Below are 15,988 nucleotides of genomic sequence, written 5' to 3'. Positions count from 1 at the left end.
TCCAGTCAGCCGATTCGCTTCACCGAAACCCAATAGCGAGTGAAATACTTCACTTTGATCGGCAAGGTCGCTTGCAGATTGGCCAGTACCGCTTCCGTTGAATCCAGGCGAAAAGTACCGGAAACGCGCAGACGTGCCGAAGCCAGGTCGCATTGCAATACGCCGGGTCGATAACGCGCGAGCTCGTCGAGTACATCCCCGAGCCGAGCATCCAATACGATCAACTGGCCATCCACCCAGGCAGCCTGGGAGCCGCGATACGCAGTGTTTGGCCCTACGTTTTGGCGATCTAAGTCAGCGCTTTCACCTGCTCCGAGCAAGCGGCCGTGACTGGGCTGGTCACCTGGCGACACGCTCACGCGATCCTCTAGCACTCCGACACGTGTGGTGTCCGAGAGTTGGCGCACGGTAAATCGGGTACCTAATGCCTGGACTCGCCCTTGGCGGGTTTCGACATAAAAGGGCGTGTGCCCACCGAATTTTCCCGTGTGGATAAGTACTTCACCTTCGCGCAGGCGGATCAAACGTTGACGCCCGTCGAACACCACATCAATCGACGTGCCGGTGTTGAGATCAAGCCGCGTGCCATCGGCCAATTCGATACGCCGGCGTTCACCCACGGAGGTCCTGTAGTCGGCCAATACATCGCCCAGAGACGTGTGTTGCTGAACATTCCAGCCCAAGTACCCGGTACCGCCCAACACCAACATCCACTTCAGTACCTGGCGACGTTGCTGCGTGGTCGACAATGCACGGCGGGTTAAATCCTGGGGCAGGGCGCCAAGACTGCGCTGTAACTGTTCTATCTGGTTCCAGGCCGCCTGATGGGCCGGATCATCGTTGAGCCATTGCTGCCAGGCCAGGCGTTCTGCGGGTGTAGCCGGTTGGGATTGAAATTGCACATACCAACTGGCTGCGGACTCGAAGGTCTTGCGATCGGGAATAGCCATTACAAGCTGGCCATGATCAGCGAACACTCAGTCAATGCCCGGATCATGTGCTTCTTCACTGTCGTCAGTGACACCTGCAGTTGATTGGCGATCTGTTGATAAGTCAGCCCCTCGATCTGCGACAACATGAAAATCCGCCGCGCCCGCTCGCCGAGTCTGAACAGGGCTTTATCCACCGCCACCAGCGTCTCGATGATGATGGCCTTGTCTTCTTCACTGATGGCGGTGGCTTCAGGCCGTTCAGCCAGTGTTTGTCTGTAGGCCTGTTCGATGGCGTGCCGGCGATAACGATCAATCACTAGGCCCCTGGCGATGGTCGCCAGATAGTCCCGTGGTTCAACGATCTGCGACGCATGCCGTCCGCCTAGTATCCGCACGAACGTATCGTGCGCCACATCGGCCGCATCGCACGCGTTATGCAACTTCCCTTTGAGCCACCCGTGCAACCAGGAATGGTGCTGCTCATAGATGTGCTGGACTGCAACCGTGTGTGAAGAAGGGGACATAGGGCATGACGAAGTAGGTTAATGATAATCGCTATTATTAACTGCTCTACGGTGTTCTCACAATAGATCTCTACTTTCTGCGCTTACCAACGAATTTGAGGATTGGGTTGGCCTCCATGTGGGCGAAATTCACACTGTTGCTCCGATTTCTGTGGATTAAGCCCTGTGAATAACCGCCCTTGTGCCCAGTTGATAACAGGGCCTGAAACCTGAGTAAAAACTTGCCTGTGGATAACCACCTGTTTAATCCACAGGCTTAAGCCGCTTATCCAAGGGCCTCACTGGCACATGACCACAGACTTTTGAATCTCTGTACACACTGTAAATAAAGGCTTATAGAGATCTATCCACAGAAAAGGTGCTCAGTAGAAATAAACATAAAAACAAAGATTTAATAAATCTCTCTCTTTTAATTTCTATTGTCTGTGATTCATCCACAGCTGGTTAAATTTTGTGCAAAGGGTTCTTTAGCAAGGGCTAAGTCCCTATACTTGCCGGCATTGCTCCAATCTCTTTCAACAGACAATTCCTGATTACCTACATAAGCAGGCACGAGGTGCGTGGTGGATTTCCCTTCCCGTTTTGAAGTGATCGTCATCGGCGGCGGTCATGCCGGTACCGAGGCAGCACTGGCGTCAGCACGCATGGGTGTCAAAACCCTGTTGTTGACGCATAACGTGGAAACCCTCGGCGCCATGAGCTGTAACCCCGCCATTGGTGGGATCGGTAAAAGCCATCTGGTCAAGGAAATCGACGCCCTTGGGGGCGTGATGGCCATGGCTACTGACAAAGGTGGCATTCAATTTCGCGTGCTCAACAGCCGCAAAGGCCCGGCCGTACGCGCTACCCGGGCTCAAGCCGACCGCATCCTGTACAAGGCCGCGGTACGCGAAACCCTGGAAAACCAGCCGAACCTGTGGATATTTCAGCAGGCAGCGGATGACCTGATCGTCGAGCAAGACCAGGTACGCGGTGTTGTCACGCAGATGGGCCTGCGTTTTCACGCAGAATCCGTGGTGTTGACCACCGGTACGTTCCTCGGCGGACTTATCCACATCGGTATGCAGAACTATTCCGGCGGCCGTGCGGGTGACCCACCCTCGATCGCCCTGGCTAAACGCCTGCGTGAATTGCCGCTGCGCGTCGGCCGTTTGAAAACCGGGACACCGCCGCGTATCGACGGGCGTTCAGTGGATTTCTCGGTGATGACCGAGCAAGCCGGCGATACACCGATCCCTGTCATGTCGTTCATGGGCTCCAAAGAACAGCACCCCAAACAGGTCAGCTGCTGGATCACCCACACCAACGCGCGCACCCACGAAATCATCGCGGCGAACCTCGACCGTTCGCCGATGTATTCCGGGGTGATCGAAGGCATCGGCCCGCGTTATTGCCCGTCGATTGAAGACAAGATCCACCGCTTTGCCGACAAGGAAAGCCACCAGGTCTTCATCGAGCCCGAAGGCTTGACCACCCACGAGCTTTACCCGAACGGGATTTCCACTTCACTGCCGTTCGACGTACAGATCCAGATCGTGCAGTCGATTCGCGGTATGGAAAACGCACACATCGTGCGTCCGGGCTACGCCATCGAGTACGACTACTTCGACCCGCGTGACCTGAAGTACAGCCTGGAAACCAAAGTCATCGGCGGTTTGTTTTTCGCCGGGCAAATCAACGGCACCACCGGTTACGAAGAAGCCGGCGCCCAAGGTTTGCTGGCCGGGACAAACGCGGCACTGCGCGCGCAAGGCAAAGACAGCTGGTGCCCGCGCCGCGATGAGGCGTACATCGGCGTATTGGTCGACGACCTGATTACCCTGGGTACCCAGGAGCCGTACCGAATGTTCACTTCCCGGGCGGAATACCGATTGATCCTGCGCGAAGACAACGCCGACCTGCGCCTGACCGAAAAAGGCCGTGAGCTAGGCCTGGTCGATGATGCACGCTGGGAAGCTTTCTGCAAAAAACGCGAAAGCATTACGCTTGAAGAGCAGCGCCTGAAAAGCACTTGGGTTCGCCCGGGCACCGAGCAGGGCGACGCGATCGCCGAAAAATTCGGCACGCCGCTGACCCACGAATACAACTTGCTGAACCTGCTATCGCGCCCGGAAATCGACTACACAGGCTTGGTCGAAGTGACTGGCCAAGGCGCGGAAGACCCGCAGGTTGCCGAGCAGGTCGAAATAAAGACCAAATACGCCGGTTACATTGACCGCCAGCAGGACGAGATCGCTCGGTTGCGCGCCAGTGAAAACACCAAGCTGCCTGTGGATATCGACTACACCGGGATTTCCGGGCTGTCGAAAGAAATTCAAAGCAAGCTGGGGATAACTCGGCCAGAAACCTTGGGGCAGGCGTCACGTATCCCCGGTGTCACCCCGGCAGCCATTTCGCTGTTGATGATTCATTTGAAAAAACGCGGCGCGGGCCGTCAGTTGGAGCAAAGCGCTTGAGTTCGTCTGTTACCTCGCAACACGCCGAAGAGTTATCCACAGGGGCGCTCCAGTTGGGCGTCGACCTGACCCCGGCCCAGCACGAATTGCTGCTGGGCTACCTTGCCCTGTTGATCAAGTGGAACAAAGCTTACAACCTGACTGCCGTGCGTGATCCTGATGAAATGGTGTCGCGTCACTTGCTCGATAGCTTGAGCGTGATGCCATTCATCGAAAACGGTCGCTGGTTGGACGTGGGCAGTGGCGGCGGCATGCCTGGCATCCCGCTAGCCATCCTGTTTCCTGAGTCGCAAGTGACTTGTCTTGACAGCAACGGCAAGAAAACCCGCTTCCTGACCCAAGTCAAACTTGAACTCAAACTGGACAACCTGCAGGTTATCCACAGCCGCGTCGAAGACTTCACGCCTGAGCGGCCCTTCAACGGAATTGTTTCCAGGGCGTTCAGCAGCATGGAGAACTTCAGTAACTGGACCCGCCACCTTGGCGACCGTGACACGCGCTGGCTGGCAATGAAGGGCGTTCATCCCAGCGACGAGCTGTTAGCATTGCCGGCAGACTTCCACCTCGATGGCGAACACGCCTTGGCCGTACCCGGTTGCCAAGGCCAACGCCATCTGCTGATACTGCGCCGCACGGCATGATTGGGAACACAAGCAAGAATGGCTAAGGTATTCGCGATAGCGAACCAGAAAGGTGGCGTGGGTAAAACCACCACCTGTATCAACCTCGCAGCATCCCTGGTCGCAACCAAGCGCCGGGTGCTGTTGATCGATCTCGATCCACAGGGCAACGCCACAATGGGTAGCGGTGTGGATAAACACGGCCTGGAGAACTCAGTCTACGACTTGCTGATTGGCGAGTGCGACCTGGGCCAGGCCATGCACTACTCCGAACACGGCGGTTATCAACTGCTGCCGGCGAACCGCGATTTGACCGCGGCGGAAGTGGTGCTGCTTGAAATGCAGATGAAAGAAAGCCGTCTGCGCAGCGCATTGGCGCCGATCCGCGAGAACTACGACTACATTTTGATCGACTGCCCACCTTCGCTTTCGATGCTCACGCTCAACGCGTTGGTGGCCGCCGATGGGGTGATTATCCCCATGCAGTGCGAATACTTCGCACTGGAAGGTTTGAGCGACCTTGTGGATAACATCAAGCGTATCGCCGAGTTGCTCAACCCGAACCTGCAGATCGAAGGCTTGCTGCGTACGATGTACGATCCGCGCCTGAGCCTCATGAACGATGTGTCCGCGCAGCTCAAGGAACACTTCGGCGAGCAGTTGTACGACACTGTGATTCCACGCAACATCCGCCTTGCCGAAGCGCCAAGCTATGGCATGCCCGCGTTGGCCTATGACAAAACGTCGCGCGGTGCCATTGCTTACCTGGCACTGGCCGGCGAGATGGTTCGTCGCCAACGCCGCAACTTACGCACCGCTGCAGCCCAGCCAACTTAAGGAATCCCCATGGCCGTCAAGAAACGAGGTCTCGGACGTGGACTGGATGCACTGCTGAGTGGTCCGACCGTCACATCGCTTGAAGAACAAGCGGTGCAGGCCGACGAGCGCGAGCTGCAACACCTGCCCCTGGACCTGATCCAGCGCGGCAAATACCAGCCACGCCGGGACATGGACCCCCAGGCGCTAGAGGAGTTGGCCAATTCGATAAAGGCCCAGGGCGTGATGCAGCCAATCGTGGTGCGCCCGATTGGTGACGGCCGTTTTGAGATCATCGCCGGTGAACGCCGCTGGCGCGCGAGCCAACAGGCTGGCAAGGAAACCATCCCGGCGATGGTGCGCGATGTGCCGGATGAAACCGCCATCGCCATGGCGTTGATCGAGAACATCCAGCGTGAAGACCTCAACCCGATCGAAGAAGCGATCGCTTTGCAGCGTCTGCAGCAGGAATTCCAGTTGACCCAGCAACAAGTCGCGGACGCGGTGGGTAAGTCCCGCGTGACCGTGTCCAACTTGCTGCGCCTGATCGCATTGCCGGAAGTCATCAAGACCATGTTGTCCCATGGCGACCTGGAGATGGGCCACGCGCGTGCCTTGCTCGGTTTGCCGGAAAATCAACAGGTTGAGGGGGCGCGACACGTTGTCGCACGCGGGCTCACCGTTCGTCAGACCGAGGCGCTGGTTCGCCAGTGGCTCAGCGGCAAACCTGCACCGGTCGAAACGGCCAAACCTGATCCGGATATCGCGCGTCTTGAGCAGCGCCTGGCCGAGCGGCTGGGCTCTTCGGTGCAAATTCGTCACGGCAAGAAGGGCAAAGGGCAACTGGTTATCGGGTATAACTCGCTGGATGAGCTTCAGGGTGTTCTTGCTCACATCCGCTGAAACATTTGCTCATGTAGCGCGCGATCGGAAATCACTACCCGGCAGTTGAATAGGGGCTGAACCGCCCCTATACTCTGCGCGCATTTTGTCGGCACAAATTATGCCAAGTTATTGATTTCCGGCAGCCGACCATTGAGGAGCAAAAGTGATGGAAACCCGCACGCCAAACACGTTGCCGTTCCATCGCTTGGCCGTTTTTCCGGTTTTATTGGCTCAATTTGTGATTTTACTGATCGCCGCTTTGGCGCTTTGGTACGGGCATGGAGTCGTAGCCGGATATTCAGGACTCTGCGGAGGCCTGATAGCCTTGCTGCCCAATATGTATTTTGCTCACAGGGCCTTTCGGTTTTCCGGCGCCCGAGCAGCTCAGGCTATCGTCCGGTCTTTTTATGCTGGCGAGGCGGGGAAACTGATTTTGACGGCAGTGCTGTTTGCACTGACCTTTGCAGGTGTGAAGCCATTGGCGCCGCTGGCTGTATTCGGCGTCTTCGTGTTGACCCAACTGGTCAGCTGGTTCGCTCCCCTGCTAATGAAAACAAGACTTTCGAAACCTTAGGGCGTTTGAGGCAACCATGGCAGAAACAACCGCTTCGGGCTATATCCAGCACCACTTGCAGAACCTGACCTTCGGCCAGCTTCCTAATGGCGGCTGGGGCTTCGCCCACTCCGCAGCAGAAGCCAAAGAAATGGGTTTCTGGGCTTTCCACCTGGATACTCTGGGCTGGTCGGTCGCATTGGGTCTGATCTTCGTTCTGATTTTCCGCATGGCGGCAAAGAAGGCAACTTCCGGTCAACCAGGTGCTTTGCAGAACTTCGTTGAAGTATTGGTCGAATTCGTCGATGGCAGCGTGAAAGACAGCTTCCATGGTCGTAGCCCGGTGATTGCACCGTTGGCACTGACCATCTTCGTCTGGGTGTTCCTGATGAACGCCGTCGACCTGATCCCGGTTGACTGGATTCCTCAGTTGGCCACCCTGATCTCGGGCGATCCGCACATCCCATTCCGCGCGGTATCGACCACTGACCCGAACGCTACCCTGGGCATGGCCCTGTCGGTGTTCGCGCTGATCATTTTCTACAGCATCAAGATCAAGGGCATCGGCGGCTTCATCGGCGAACTGACCCTGCACCCTTTCGGCAGCAAGAACATCTTTGTTCAAGCCCTGCTGATCCCGGTGAACTTCCTGCTGGAATTCGTGACCCTGATCGCCAAGCCGATTTCCCTGGCTCTGCGACTGTTCGGCAACATGTATGCCGGCGAGTTGGTGTTCATTCTGATCGCTGTGATGTTCGGCAGCGGCCTGCTCTGGCTTAGCGGCCTGGGCATCGTTCTGCAGTGGGCGTGGGCTGTGTTCCACATCCTGATCATCACCCTGCAGGCCTTCATCTTCATGATGCTGACCATCGTCTACTTGTCGATGGCGCACGAAGAGAACCATTAAGGCCAGTCTCGACTAGTCTGATGTCCTTCCCGGTGAAACGGGAAGGTGGCCCACCAGGGCTATGAAACGATTTGTTTTACCGCTTTAAAATCTAAAAAACCTAAACCATACGACGTAAAAGTCGGGAGGAAAGATGGAAACTGTAGTTGGTCTAACCGCTATCGCTGTTGCACTGTTGATCGGCCTGGGCGCCCTGGGTACTGCCATTGGTTTCGGCCTGCTGGGCGGCAAATTCCTGGAAGGCGCCGCGCGTCAACCAGAAATGGTTCCAATGCTGCAAGTTAAAATGTTCATCGTCGCCGGCCTGCTCGACGCCGTGACCATGATCGGTGTTGGTATCGCTCTGTTCTTCACCTTCGCGAACCCTTTCGTTGGTCAACTCGCCGGTTAATCACTCGTTTTTCGAGTGATTGGTGTGTTGTGCAACGAATGAGCGAGGTATTGGCGTGAACATTAATGCAACCATTATTGGTCAGTCCTTAGCGTTCTTGATTTTTGTCGTTTTCTGCATGAAGTTCGTATGGCCTCCGGTCATCGCAGCTCTGCACGAACGTCAGAAGAAGATCGCGGATGGACTGGACGCTGCAGCCCGAGCAGCTCGCGACCTGGAGTTGGCCCAAGATAAAGCGGGTCAGCAACTGCGCGAAGCGAAAGCCCAAGCAGCCGAGATCATTGAGCAAGCCAAGAAACGCGGTAACCAGATTGTTGAAGAGGCTGTTGAAAAAGCCCGTATCGACGCTGACCGTGTGAAGGTTCAGGCTCAGGCCGAGATCGAGCAGGAACTGAACGGTGTCAAAGATGCGCTGCGTGCCCAACTGGGTGCTCTGGCCGTCGGCGGTGCTGAGAAGATCCTGGGCGCCACAATCGATCAAAACGCGCACGCGGAGCTGGTTAACAAACTGGCTGCTGAAATTTAAGCGAGGGCGATCATGGCAGAATTGACCACGTTGGCCCGACCTTACGCTAAGGCAGCCTTCGAGCACGCCCAGGCCCACCAGCAGCTGGCCTCTTGGTCAGCCATGCTCGGCCTGGCTGCAGCAGTGTCGCAAGACGACACAATGCAGCGCGTGCTCAAGGCCCCGCGACTGACGAGCGCAGACAAGGCCGCCACGTTTATTGACGTGTGCGGCGACAAGTTTGATGTGAAAGTGCAGAACTTCTTGCACGTCGTTGCCGAAAACGACCGTCTCCTGCTTTTGCCGGAGATTGCCGCTCTGTTCGACCTGTACAAGGCCGAGCAAGAGAAGTCGGTAGACGTTGAAGTGACCAGTGCTTTCGCATTGAACCAAGAACAGCAAGACAAACTCGCCAAGGTTCTCAGTGCACGACTCGACCGGGAAGTGCGCCTGCAAGTTGCGGAGGATGCCACCCTGATTGGTGGTGTCATCATTCGCGCCGGCGACCTGGTTATCGATGGTTCGATTCGCGGCAAACTCGCGAATCTTGCCGAAGCATTGAAATCTTGAGTTTGAAGGGGCAGCAGAGCAATGCAGCAACTCAATCCTTCCGAAATAAGTGAAATTATCAAGGGCCGCATCGACAAGCTCGATGTGACCTCCCAAGCCCGTAACGAAGGCACTGTCGTCAGCGTATCTGACGGCATCGTGCGGATTCACGGTCTGGCCGACGTAATGTACGGCGAGATGATCGAGTTTCCGGGCGGCGTCTACGGTATGGCCCTCAACCTGGAGCAAGACTCCGTAGGTGCCGTTGTATTGGGCGCGTACACCAGTCTGGCTGAAGGCATGAGCGCCAAGTGCACAGGCCGCATCCTGGAAGTTCCGGTGGGTAAGGAACTGCTGGGTCGCGTAGTCGACGCACTGGGTAACCCTGTTGACGGTAAAGGTCCACTGGGCAACACCGAGACCGACGCGGTCGAGAAAGTTGCTCCAGGCGTGATCTGGCGTAAGTCGGTAGACCAGCCTGTACAGACTGGCTACAAGGCTGTCGATGCCATGATCCCAGTCGGCCGTGGCCAGCGTGAGCTGATCATCGGTGACCGTCAGATCGGTAAAACCGCTCTGGCCATCGACGCGATCATCAACCAGAAAGACAGCGGCATTTTCTGCGTCTACGTAGCGATCGGTCAGAAGCAATCGACCATCGCCAACGTGGTTCGCAAGCTGGAAGAAAACGGCGCCCTGGCCAACACGATCATCGTGGCTGCCAGTGCTTCGGAATCTCCTGCGCTGCAATTCCTGGCACCGTACTCCGGTTGCACCATGGGTGAATTCTTCCGCGACCGCGGTGAAGACGCGCTGATCGTTTATGACGATCTGTCCAAGCAAGCAGTGGCTTACCGCCAGATTTCCCTGCTGCTGCGCCGTCCACCAGGCCGTGAAGCTTACCCAGGCGACGTGTTCTATCTCCACTCCCGTCTGCTGGAGCGTGCATCCCGCGTTTCGGAAGAATACGTAGAGAAGTTCACCAACGGCGCAGTGACCGGCAAAACCGGTTCCCTGACCGCACTGCCGATCATCGAAACCCAGGCTGGCGACGTTTCCGCGTTCGTTCCGACCAACGTGATTTCCATCACCGACGGTCAGATCTTCCTGGAATCGGCCATGTTCAACTCCGGGATCCGTCCTGCTGTGAACGCCGGTGTTTCGGTATCCCGTGTGGGTGGTGCCGCTCAGACCAAGATCATCAAGAAGCTCTCCGGTGGTATCCGTACCGCTCTGGCTCAGTACCGTGAACTGGCGGCATTCGCCCAGTTCGCTTCTGACCTGGACGAAGCGACCCGTAAGCAACTTGAGCATGGTCAGCGCGTTACCGAGCTGATGAAGCAGAAGCAATACGCCCCAATGTCGATCGCTGACATGGCGTTGTCGCTGTATGCCGCTGAGCGTGGGTTCCTGACCGACGTTGAAATCGCCAAGGTTGGCAGCTTTGAACAAGCGCTGATTGCTTACTTCAACCGCGATCACGCCGAATTGATGGCGAAGATCAACGTGAAGGGTGACTTCAATGACGATATCGACGCTGGCATGAAAGCCGGTATCGAGAAGTTCAAGGCCACCCAAACCTGGTAAGCCGCAGCGGGAGCCGCAAGGCTCCCGCTTGCTAACCTGATAGGTGTTACATGGCAGGCGCAAAAGAGATTCGCAGTAAGATTGCGAGCATCAAAAGCACGCAAAAGATTACCAGCGCCATGGAAAAAGTGGCGGTCAGCAAAATGCGCAAGGCACAAATGCGTATGGCTGCTAGCCGTCCTTATGCGGAGCGTATCCGCCAGGTAATTGGGCATTTGGCCAACGCCAACCCGGAATACCGCCACCCATTCATGATCGAGCGTGAAGTCAAGCGCGTCGGTTATGTGGTTGTGAGCAGTGACCGTGGTTTGTGCGGTGGTCTGAATACCAACCTGTTCAAGGCCCTGGTCAAGGACATGGCGGTAAACCGCGAAAACGGCGTCGAGATCGATCTGTGTGTTGTTGGTAGCAAGGGTGCGGCCTTTTTCCGCAACTTCGGCGGTAACGTCGTTGCAGCTATCAGCCACCTGGGTGAAGAGCCGTCGATCAATGATTTGATCGGCAGTGTGAAGGTGATGCTGGATGCATACCTGGAAGGCCGGATTGACCGCCTCTCCGTGGTATCCAACAAGTTCATCAACACCATGACCCAGCAGCCAACCGTGGAGCAATTGATTCCACTGGTGGCGACTCCGGATCAGGAACTCAAGCACCACTGGGACTACCTCTACGAACCAGACGCCAAAGAGCTGCTTGACGGCTTGATGGTGCGCTACGTGGAGTCGCAGGTGTACCAGGCGGTGGTCGAGAACAACGCAGCTGAACAAGCAGCGCGGATGATCGCGATGAAAAACGCTACCGATAACGCCGGTGATCTGATCAGCGATTTGCAGCTGATCTACAACAAGGCGCGTCAGGCTGCGATCACCCAAGAGATCTCGGAAATCGTCGGCGGCGCTGCCGCGGTTTAACGGTTCAAATATTCAGAGGATCCAGCTATGAGTAGCGGACGTATCGTTCAAATCATCGGCGCCGTTATCGACGTGGAATTTCCACGCGACAGCGTACCGAGCATCTACAACGCGCTGAAAGTACAAGGCGCGGAAACTACTCTGGAAGTTCAGCAGCAGCTGGGCGACGGCGTAGTTCGTACCATTGCGATGGGTTCCACCGAAGGCTTGAAGCGCGGTCTGGACGTAATCGACTCTGGCGCAGCCATCTCCGTACCGGTCGGTAAAGCGACCCTGGGCCGGATCATGGATGTACTGGGCAACCCGATTGACGAAGCTGGCCCGATCGACACCGAAGAGCGTTGGGGCATTCACCGTCCAGCACCTTCGTTCGCCGAACAAGCTGGCGGCAACGACCTGCTGGAAACCGGCATCAAGGTTATCGACCTGGTTTGCCCGTTCGCCAAAGGCGGTAAAGTCGGTCTGTTCGGTGGTGCCGGTGTAGGCAAGACCGTAAACATGATGGAACTGATCCGTAACATCGCCATCGAGCACAGCGGTTATTCCGTGTTCGCCGGTGTGGGTGAGCGTACCCGTGAGGGTAACGACTTCTACCACGAGATGAAGGACTCCAACGTTCTGGACAAAGTGGCACTGGTTTACGGTCAGATGAACGAGCCGCCGGGTAACCGTCTGCGCGTAGCACTGACTGGCCTGACCATGGCCGAGAAGTTCCGTGACGAAGGTAACGACGTTCTGCTGTTCGTCGACAACATCTACCGTTACACCTTGGCCGGTACTGAAGTATCCGCACTGCTGGGCCGTATGCCTTCCGCAGTAGGCTACCAGCCGACCCTGGCTGAAGAGATGGGCGTTCTGCAAGAACGTATCACTTCGACCAAGGAAGGTTCGATCACTTCGATCCAAGCGGTATACGTACCTGCGGATGACTTGACCGACCCGTCGCCTGCGACCACCTTCGCCCACTTGGACGCCACCGTCGTTCTGTCCCGTGACATCGCTTCCCTGGGTATCTACCCAGCGGTCGATCCACTCGACTCGACTTCGCGCCAGCTGGACCCGAACGTGATCGGCCAGGAGCACTACGACACCGCTCGCGGCGTTCAGTACGTGCTGCAGCGTTACAAAGAACTGAAGGACATCATTGCGATCCTGGGTATGGACGAGCTGTCGGAAACCGATAAGCAGTTGGTAAACCGTGCTCGTAAGATCCAACGCTTCTTGTCGCAGCCGTTCTTCGTGGCTGAAGTCTTCACCGGTGCTTCGGGTAAATACGTTTCCCTGAAAGACACCATTGCTGGCTTCAAAGGCATCCTCAACGGTGACTACGACCACCTGCCAGAACAAGCGTTCTACATGGTCGGCGGCATCGAAGAAGCGATCGAGAAAGCCAAGAAACTGTAATCCAGGCGCCCGGAAACGGGCGCTCATCAGGTTGAGGCAATCAGATGGCTATGACAGTCCATTGCGATATCGTCAGCGCGGAAGGGGAAATTTTCTCCGGTCTGGTCGAGTTTGTTACAGCGCACGGCGACCTGGGTGATCTTGGTATCGCCATGGGTCATGCCCCGCTGATCACAAGCTTGAAACCAGGCCCGATCACGCTGACCAAGCAAGGCGGGGAACGTGAGGTGTTTTACATCTCCGGTGGTTTCCTCGAGGTTCAGCCGAACATGGTCAAGGTACTTGCCGACACCGTGCAACGTGCTGGCGACCTGGATGAAGCCTCCGCTCAGGAAGCCGTCAAGGCTGCCGAGAAGGCCCTGAACGAAAAGGGTGCCGACTTCGACTACAGCGCTGCTGCTGTACGTCTGGCCGAGGCTGCAGCTCAGCTGCGCACGCTCCAGCAGATCCGCAAGAAGTAAGCGGCCATGCCGTCATGCTTTATGCGCGATTGATTAAAAAGGGTAGCCTCGGCTACCCTTTTTCTTTTTTTGCAAAACACTTCTCTGGTCTGAAGTCGGACCGCCCAGGATTGGTAGCCACTCATGTCTCTTGAAATCGTCATTCTCGCCGCTGGCCAGGGCACCCGTATGCGTTCGGCCTTGCCCAAAGTGCTGCACCCGGTGGCCGGCAATTCCATGCTTGGCCATGTTATCCACAGCGCCCGGCAACTCGACCCGCAACGCATCCACGTGGTGATTGGCCACGGTGCCGATGTGGTCCGTGAACGCCTGGCCGCGGATGACCTGAATTTCGTTTTGCAGGACAAACAACTCGGCACCGGCCATGCCACCGCACAAGCCGTGCCCTTCATCACTGCCGACACCGTGCTGATTCTGTACGGCGACGTACCGTTGATTGAAGTGGAAACCCTGCAACGCCTGCTCAAGCATGTCGTGCCAGGCCAGATGGGTCTGCTGACCGTTGAACTGGATGACCCTACCGGCTACGGGCGCATCGTGCGCAATGCCGACGGTAAGGTCGCGGCCATCGTTGAGCACAAGGATGCCAGCGAAACTCAGCGCGCCATTACCGAAGGCAATACCGGGATTCTGGCGGTCCCTGCCAATAAGCTCGCCGACTGGATGAGCCGTCTGTCGAACAACAACGCCCAGGGCGAGTACTACCTCACCGACGTCATCGAGATGGCCGTGAGCGATGGCCTGCTGGTGGCTACCGAACAGCCCCACGACCCCATGGAAGTGCAGGGCGCCAATGACCGCAAGCAGCTTGCAGAGCTTGAACGTCACTATCAACTGCGCGAAGGCCGCCGCCTGATGGCCCAGGGTGTGACCCTGCGCGACCCGGCGCGCTTTGATGTGCGTGGCGAAGTCACTGTCGGCCGTGACGTGCTGATCGACATCAACGTGATCCTCGAAGGCCGAGTGATCATCGAAGACGACGTGGTGATTGGCCCGAACTGCGTGATCAAGGACAGCACCCTGCGCAAAGGCGCGGTGGTCAAGGCCAACAGCCATATCGACGGCGCTTTGATGGGCGAGGGCAGCGATGCTGGGCCGTTTGCGCGGTTACGTCCAGGAAGCGTATTGGGAGTTAAAGCCCATGTGGGTAACTTTGTTGAATTGAAAAACGCCAAGTTGGACGACGAAGCCAAAGTCGGACACCTGACCTACTTAGGTGATGCCAACGTAGGTGCGCGAACTAACATCGGTGCCGGCACCATCACCTGCAACTACGATGGCGCCAATAAGCACCAGACCAGCATTGGTGCGGATGTATTTATCGGTTCAAATAATTCGTTGGTCGCTCCGGTTACCCTCGACGATGGCGCCAGCACAGCCGCGGGCTCAACCATCAACCAGGATGTGGATAAGTCCCAACTGGCTGTCGCACGTGCCCGCCAGCGCAACATTGATGGCTGGAAACGCCCGGTCAAAATCAAAAAGACCTGAGTTATCCACACGCTGATCAGCGATAAATATCCAATGTGCGCGGGCTTGCTCGCGAATGCGGTCGTTCAGTCGACATCTCCCGTGACTGACACTCCGCATTCGCAAGCAAGCCCGCTCCCACATTGGTTTTGTGTTGATCTAAAAATTGTGTACGCCCCACTTGACGACGTTTCGCCAATAGGTTTTGATTGCCTTCGTTATCTTTCGAAACGAAACTTACCATCACCATGTCGAAACGAAATACCCCTCAACGGCGCCACAACATCCTGACCTTGCTCAATGAACAGGGCGAAGTCAGCGTGGACGAATTGGCCAAGCGTTTCGAAACGTCGGAAGTGACCATCCGCAAGGACTTGGCTGCCCTCGAAAGCAACGGCCTGCTGCTACGCCGTTACGGTGGCGCAATTACCATGCCCCAGGAACTGGTCGGCGACGCCGCCCAACCCATCTCGATCTACAAGCGCGCCATCGCCCGTGCCGCCGTGATGCGCCTGCGCGAACACGCGCGCATCATCATCGACAGCGGCAGCACCACCGCCGCGATGATCCCCGAACTGGGCCACCAGCCCGGCCTGGTGGTGATGACCAACTCCCTGCACGTGGCCCGCGCCTTGAGCGAGCTGGAGCACGAGCCGGTGCTGTTGATGACCGGCGGCACCTGGGACCCGCATTCGGACTCGTTCCAGGGCCAGGTCGCCGAGCAAGTGCTGCGTTCCTATGATTTTGATCAACTGTTTATCGGCGCCGACGGCATCGATCTGCAGCGCGGTACCACCACCTTCAACGAACTGCTGGGCCTTAGCCGCGTAATGGCCGAGGTCGCCCGTGAAGTGGTGGTGATGGTCGAATCCGACAAGATCGGTCGCAAGATTCCCAACCTGGAACTGCCCTGGAGCAGCGTCCATACCCTTATCACCGATGATCGCCTGCCGCTTGAGGCCCGCGACCAGATCCAAGCCCGCGGCATTACGCTGATATGCGCGGCAATCATCTAGG

Annotated in this window: 17 protein-coding genes; 15 read left to right on the top strand and 2 right to left on the bottom strand. The window is 56.9% G+C overall.

Going from position 1 to position 15,988, the window contains the following annotated elements:
• Positions 1 to 5 precede the first annotated feature (5 nt).
• Both AACY30_RS21895 and AACY30_RS21890 read right to left on the bottom strand, forming a co-directional pair.
• Positions 6 to 950: a FecR domain-containing protein gene (locus AACY30_RS21895; protein ID WP_339470548.1), complete on the bottom strand. Its 945-nt coding sequence runs from the start codon at positions 948 to 950 to the stop codon at positions 6 to 8.
• Entirely contained in the window at positions 950 to 1,456 is a 507-nt protein-coding gene (locus tag AACY30_RS21890) for a sigma-70 family RNA polymerase sigma factor (protein ID WP_339470550.1), read from the bottom strand. Before AACY30_RS21890 ends, AACY30_RS21895 begins: the two co-directional genes overlap by 1 nt.
• 563 nt (positions 1,457 to 2,019) lie before the next feature.
• Here AACY30_RS21890 and mnmG point away from each other — a divergent pair.
• From mnmG to AACY30_RS21815, 15 genes are all read left to right on the top strand, one after another.
• Positions 2,020 to 3,912, top strand: a complete 1,893-nt coding sequence (mnmG, locus tag AACY30_RS21885) for a tRNA uridine-5-carboxymethylaminomethyl(34) synthesis enzyme MnmG (protein WP_339470551.1) — start codon at positions 2,020 to 2,022, stop codon at positions 3,910 to 3,912.
• Positions 3,909 to 4,553, top strand: coding sequence for a 16S rRNA (guanine(527)-N(7))-methyltransferase RsmG (gene rsmG, locus AACY30_RS21880; RefSeq protein ID WP_339470552.1), 645 nt, complete (start codon positions 3,909 to 3,911; stop codon positions 4,551 to 4,553). The genes mnmG and rsmG overlap by 4 nt, the downstream gene beginning before the upstream one ends.
• Before the next feature lie 18 nt (positions 4,554 to 4,571).
• Positions 4,572 to 5,369 (top strand): ParA family protein, encoded by a 798-nt coding sequence (locus tag AACY30_RS21875; RefSeq protein WP_339470553.1) that lies wholly within the window; start codon positions 4,572 to 4,574, stop codon positions 5,367 to 5,369.
• Positions 5,370 to 5,378: 9 nt separating this feature from the next.
• Positions 5,379 to 6,251 carry a ParB/RepB/Spo0J family partition protein gene (locus AACY30_RS21870; RefSeq protein ID WP_339470554.1) on the top strand — a complete coding sequence of 291 codons (873 nt, stop codon included), beginning with the start codon at positions 5,379 to 5,381 and terminating at the stop codon, positions 6,249 to 6,251.
• Between the two features lie 148 nt (positions 6,252 to 6,399).
• Entirely contained in the window at positions 6,400 to 6,807 is a 408-nt protein-coding gene (locus AACY30_RS21865; protein WP_003177069.1) for a F0F1 ATP synthase subunit I, read from the top strand.
• A 16-nt stretch (positions 6,808 to 6,823) separates the two neighbouring features.
• Positions 6,824 to 7,693 (top strand): F0F1 ATP synthase subunit A, encoded by an 870-nt coding sequence (gene atpB, locus AACY30_RS21860; RefSeq protein ID WP_339470555.1) that lies wholly within the window; start codon positions 6,824 to 6,826, stop codon positions 7,691 to 7,693.
• Between the two features lie 133 nt (positions 7,694 to 7,826).
• Positions 7,827 to 8,084: a F0F1 ATP synthase subunit C gene (gene atpE / locus AACY30_RS21855; RefSeq protein ID WP_002555987.1), complete on the top strand. Its 258-nt coding sequence runs from the start codon at positions 7,827 to 7,829 to the stop codon at positions 8,082 to 8,084.
• A gap of 55 nt (positions 8,085 to 8,139) precedes the next feature.
• Entirely contained in the window at positions 8,140 to 8,610 is a 471-nt protein-coding gene (locus AACY30_RS21850; RefSeq protein ID WP_008439543.1) for a F0F1 ATP synthase subunit B, read from the top strand.
• Positions 8,611 to 8,622: 12 nt separating this feature from the next.
• Positions 8,623 to 9,159 (top strand): F0F1 ATP synthase subunit delta, encoded by a 537-nt coding sequence (locus tag AACY30_RS21845; RefSeq protein WP_049710821.1) that lies wholly within the window; start codon positions 8,623 to 8,625, stop codon positions 9,157 to 9,159.
• A gap of 21 nt (positions 9,160 to 9,180) precedes the next feature.
• On the top strand, positions 9,181 to 10,725 hold the full coding sequence (atpA, locus tag AACY30_RS21840; RefSeq protein ID WP_003195831.1) for a F0F1 ATP synthase subunit alpha: 1,545 nt from the start codon (positions 9,181 to 9,183) through the stop codon (positions 10,723 to 10,725).
• A gap of 50 nt (positions 10,726 to 10,775) precedes the next feature.
• Entirely contained in the window at positions 10,776 to 11,636 is an 861-nt protein-coding gene (gene atpG, locus AACY30_RS21835) for a F0F1 ATP synthase subunit gamma (RefSeq protein WP_028618578.1), read from the top strand.
• A gap of 27 nt (positions 11,637 to 11,663) precedes the next feature.
• Positions 11,664 to 13,040: a F0F1 ATP synthase subunit beta gene (gene atpD / locus AACY30_RS21830; RefSeq protein WP_003233564.1), complete on the top strand. Its 1,377-nt coding sequence runs from the start codon at positions 11,664 to 11,666 to the stop codon at positions 13,038 to 13,040.
• A 44-nt stretch (positions 13,041 to 13,084) separates the two neighbouring features.
• Positions 13,085 to 13,501 carry a F0F1 ATP synthase subunit epsilon gene (locus tag AACY30_RS21825; RefSeq protein WP_003195825.1) on the top strand — a complete coding sequence of 139 codons (417 nt, stop codon included), beginning with the start codon at positions 13,085 to 13,087 and terminating at the stop codon, positions 13,499 to 13,501.
• A gap of 123 nt (positions 13,502 to 13,624) precedes the next feature.
• Positions 13,625 to 14,992 carry a bifunctional UDP-N-acetylglucosamine diphosphorylase/glucosamine-1-phosphate N-acetyltransferase GlmU gene (gene glmU / locus AACY30_RS21820; protein WP_339541132.1) on the top strand — a complete coding sequence of 456 codons (1,368 nt, stop codon included), beginning with the start codon at positions 13,625 to 13,627 and terminating at the stop codon, positions 14,990 to 14,992.
• Positions 14,993 to 15,219: 227 nt separating this feature from the next.
• Complete coding sequence (locus AACY30_RS21815) at positions 15,220 to 15,987, top strand: DeoR/GlpR family DNA-binding transcription regulator (protein WP_314562196.1); 768 nt, start codon at positions 15,220 to 15,222, stop codon at positions 15,985 to 15,987.
• The last annotated feature ends 1 nt before the right edge of the window (position 15,988 follow it).

The sequence above is a fragment of the Pseudomonas sp. RA_5y_Pfl1_P24 genome (assembly GCF_963970945.1).
In the GTDB taxonomy this organism is placed as follows: Bacteria; Pseudomonadota; Gammaproteobacteria; order Pseudomonadales; family Pseudomonadaceae; genus Aquipseudomonas; species Aquipseudomonas tritici.
Note: the sequence above shows the minus strand (reverse complement) of the source record. Positions and strands in the feature narration are given on the sequence as shown.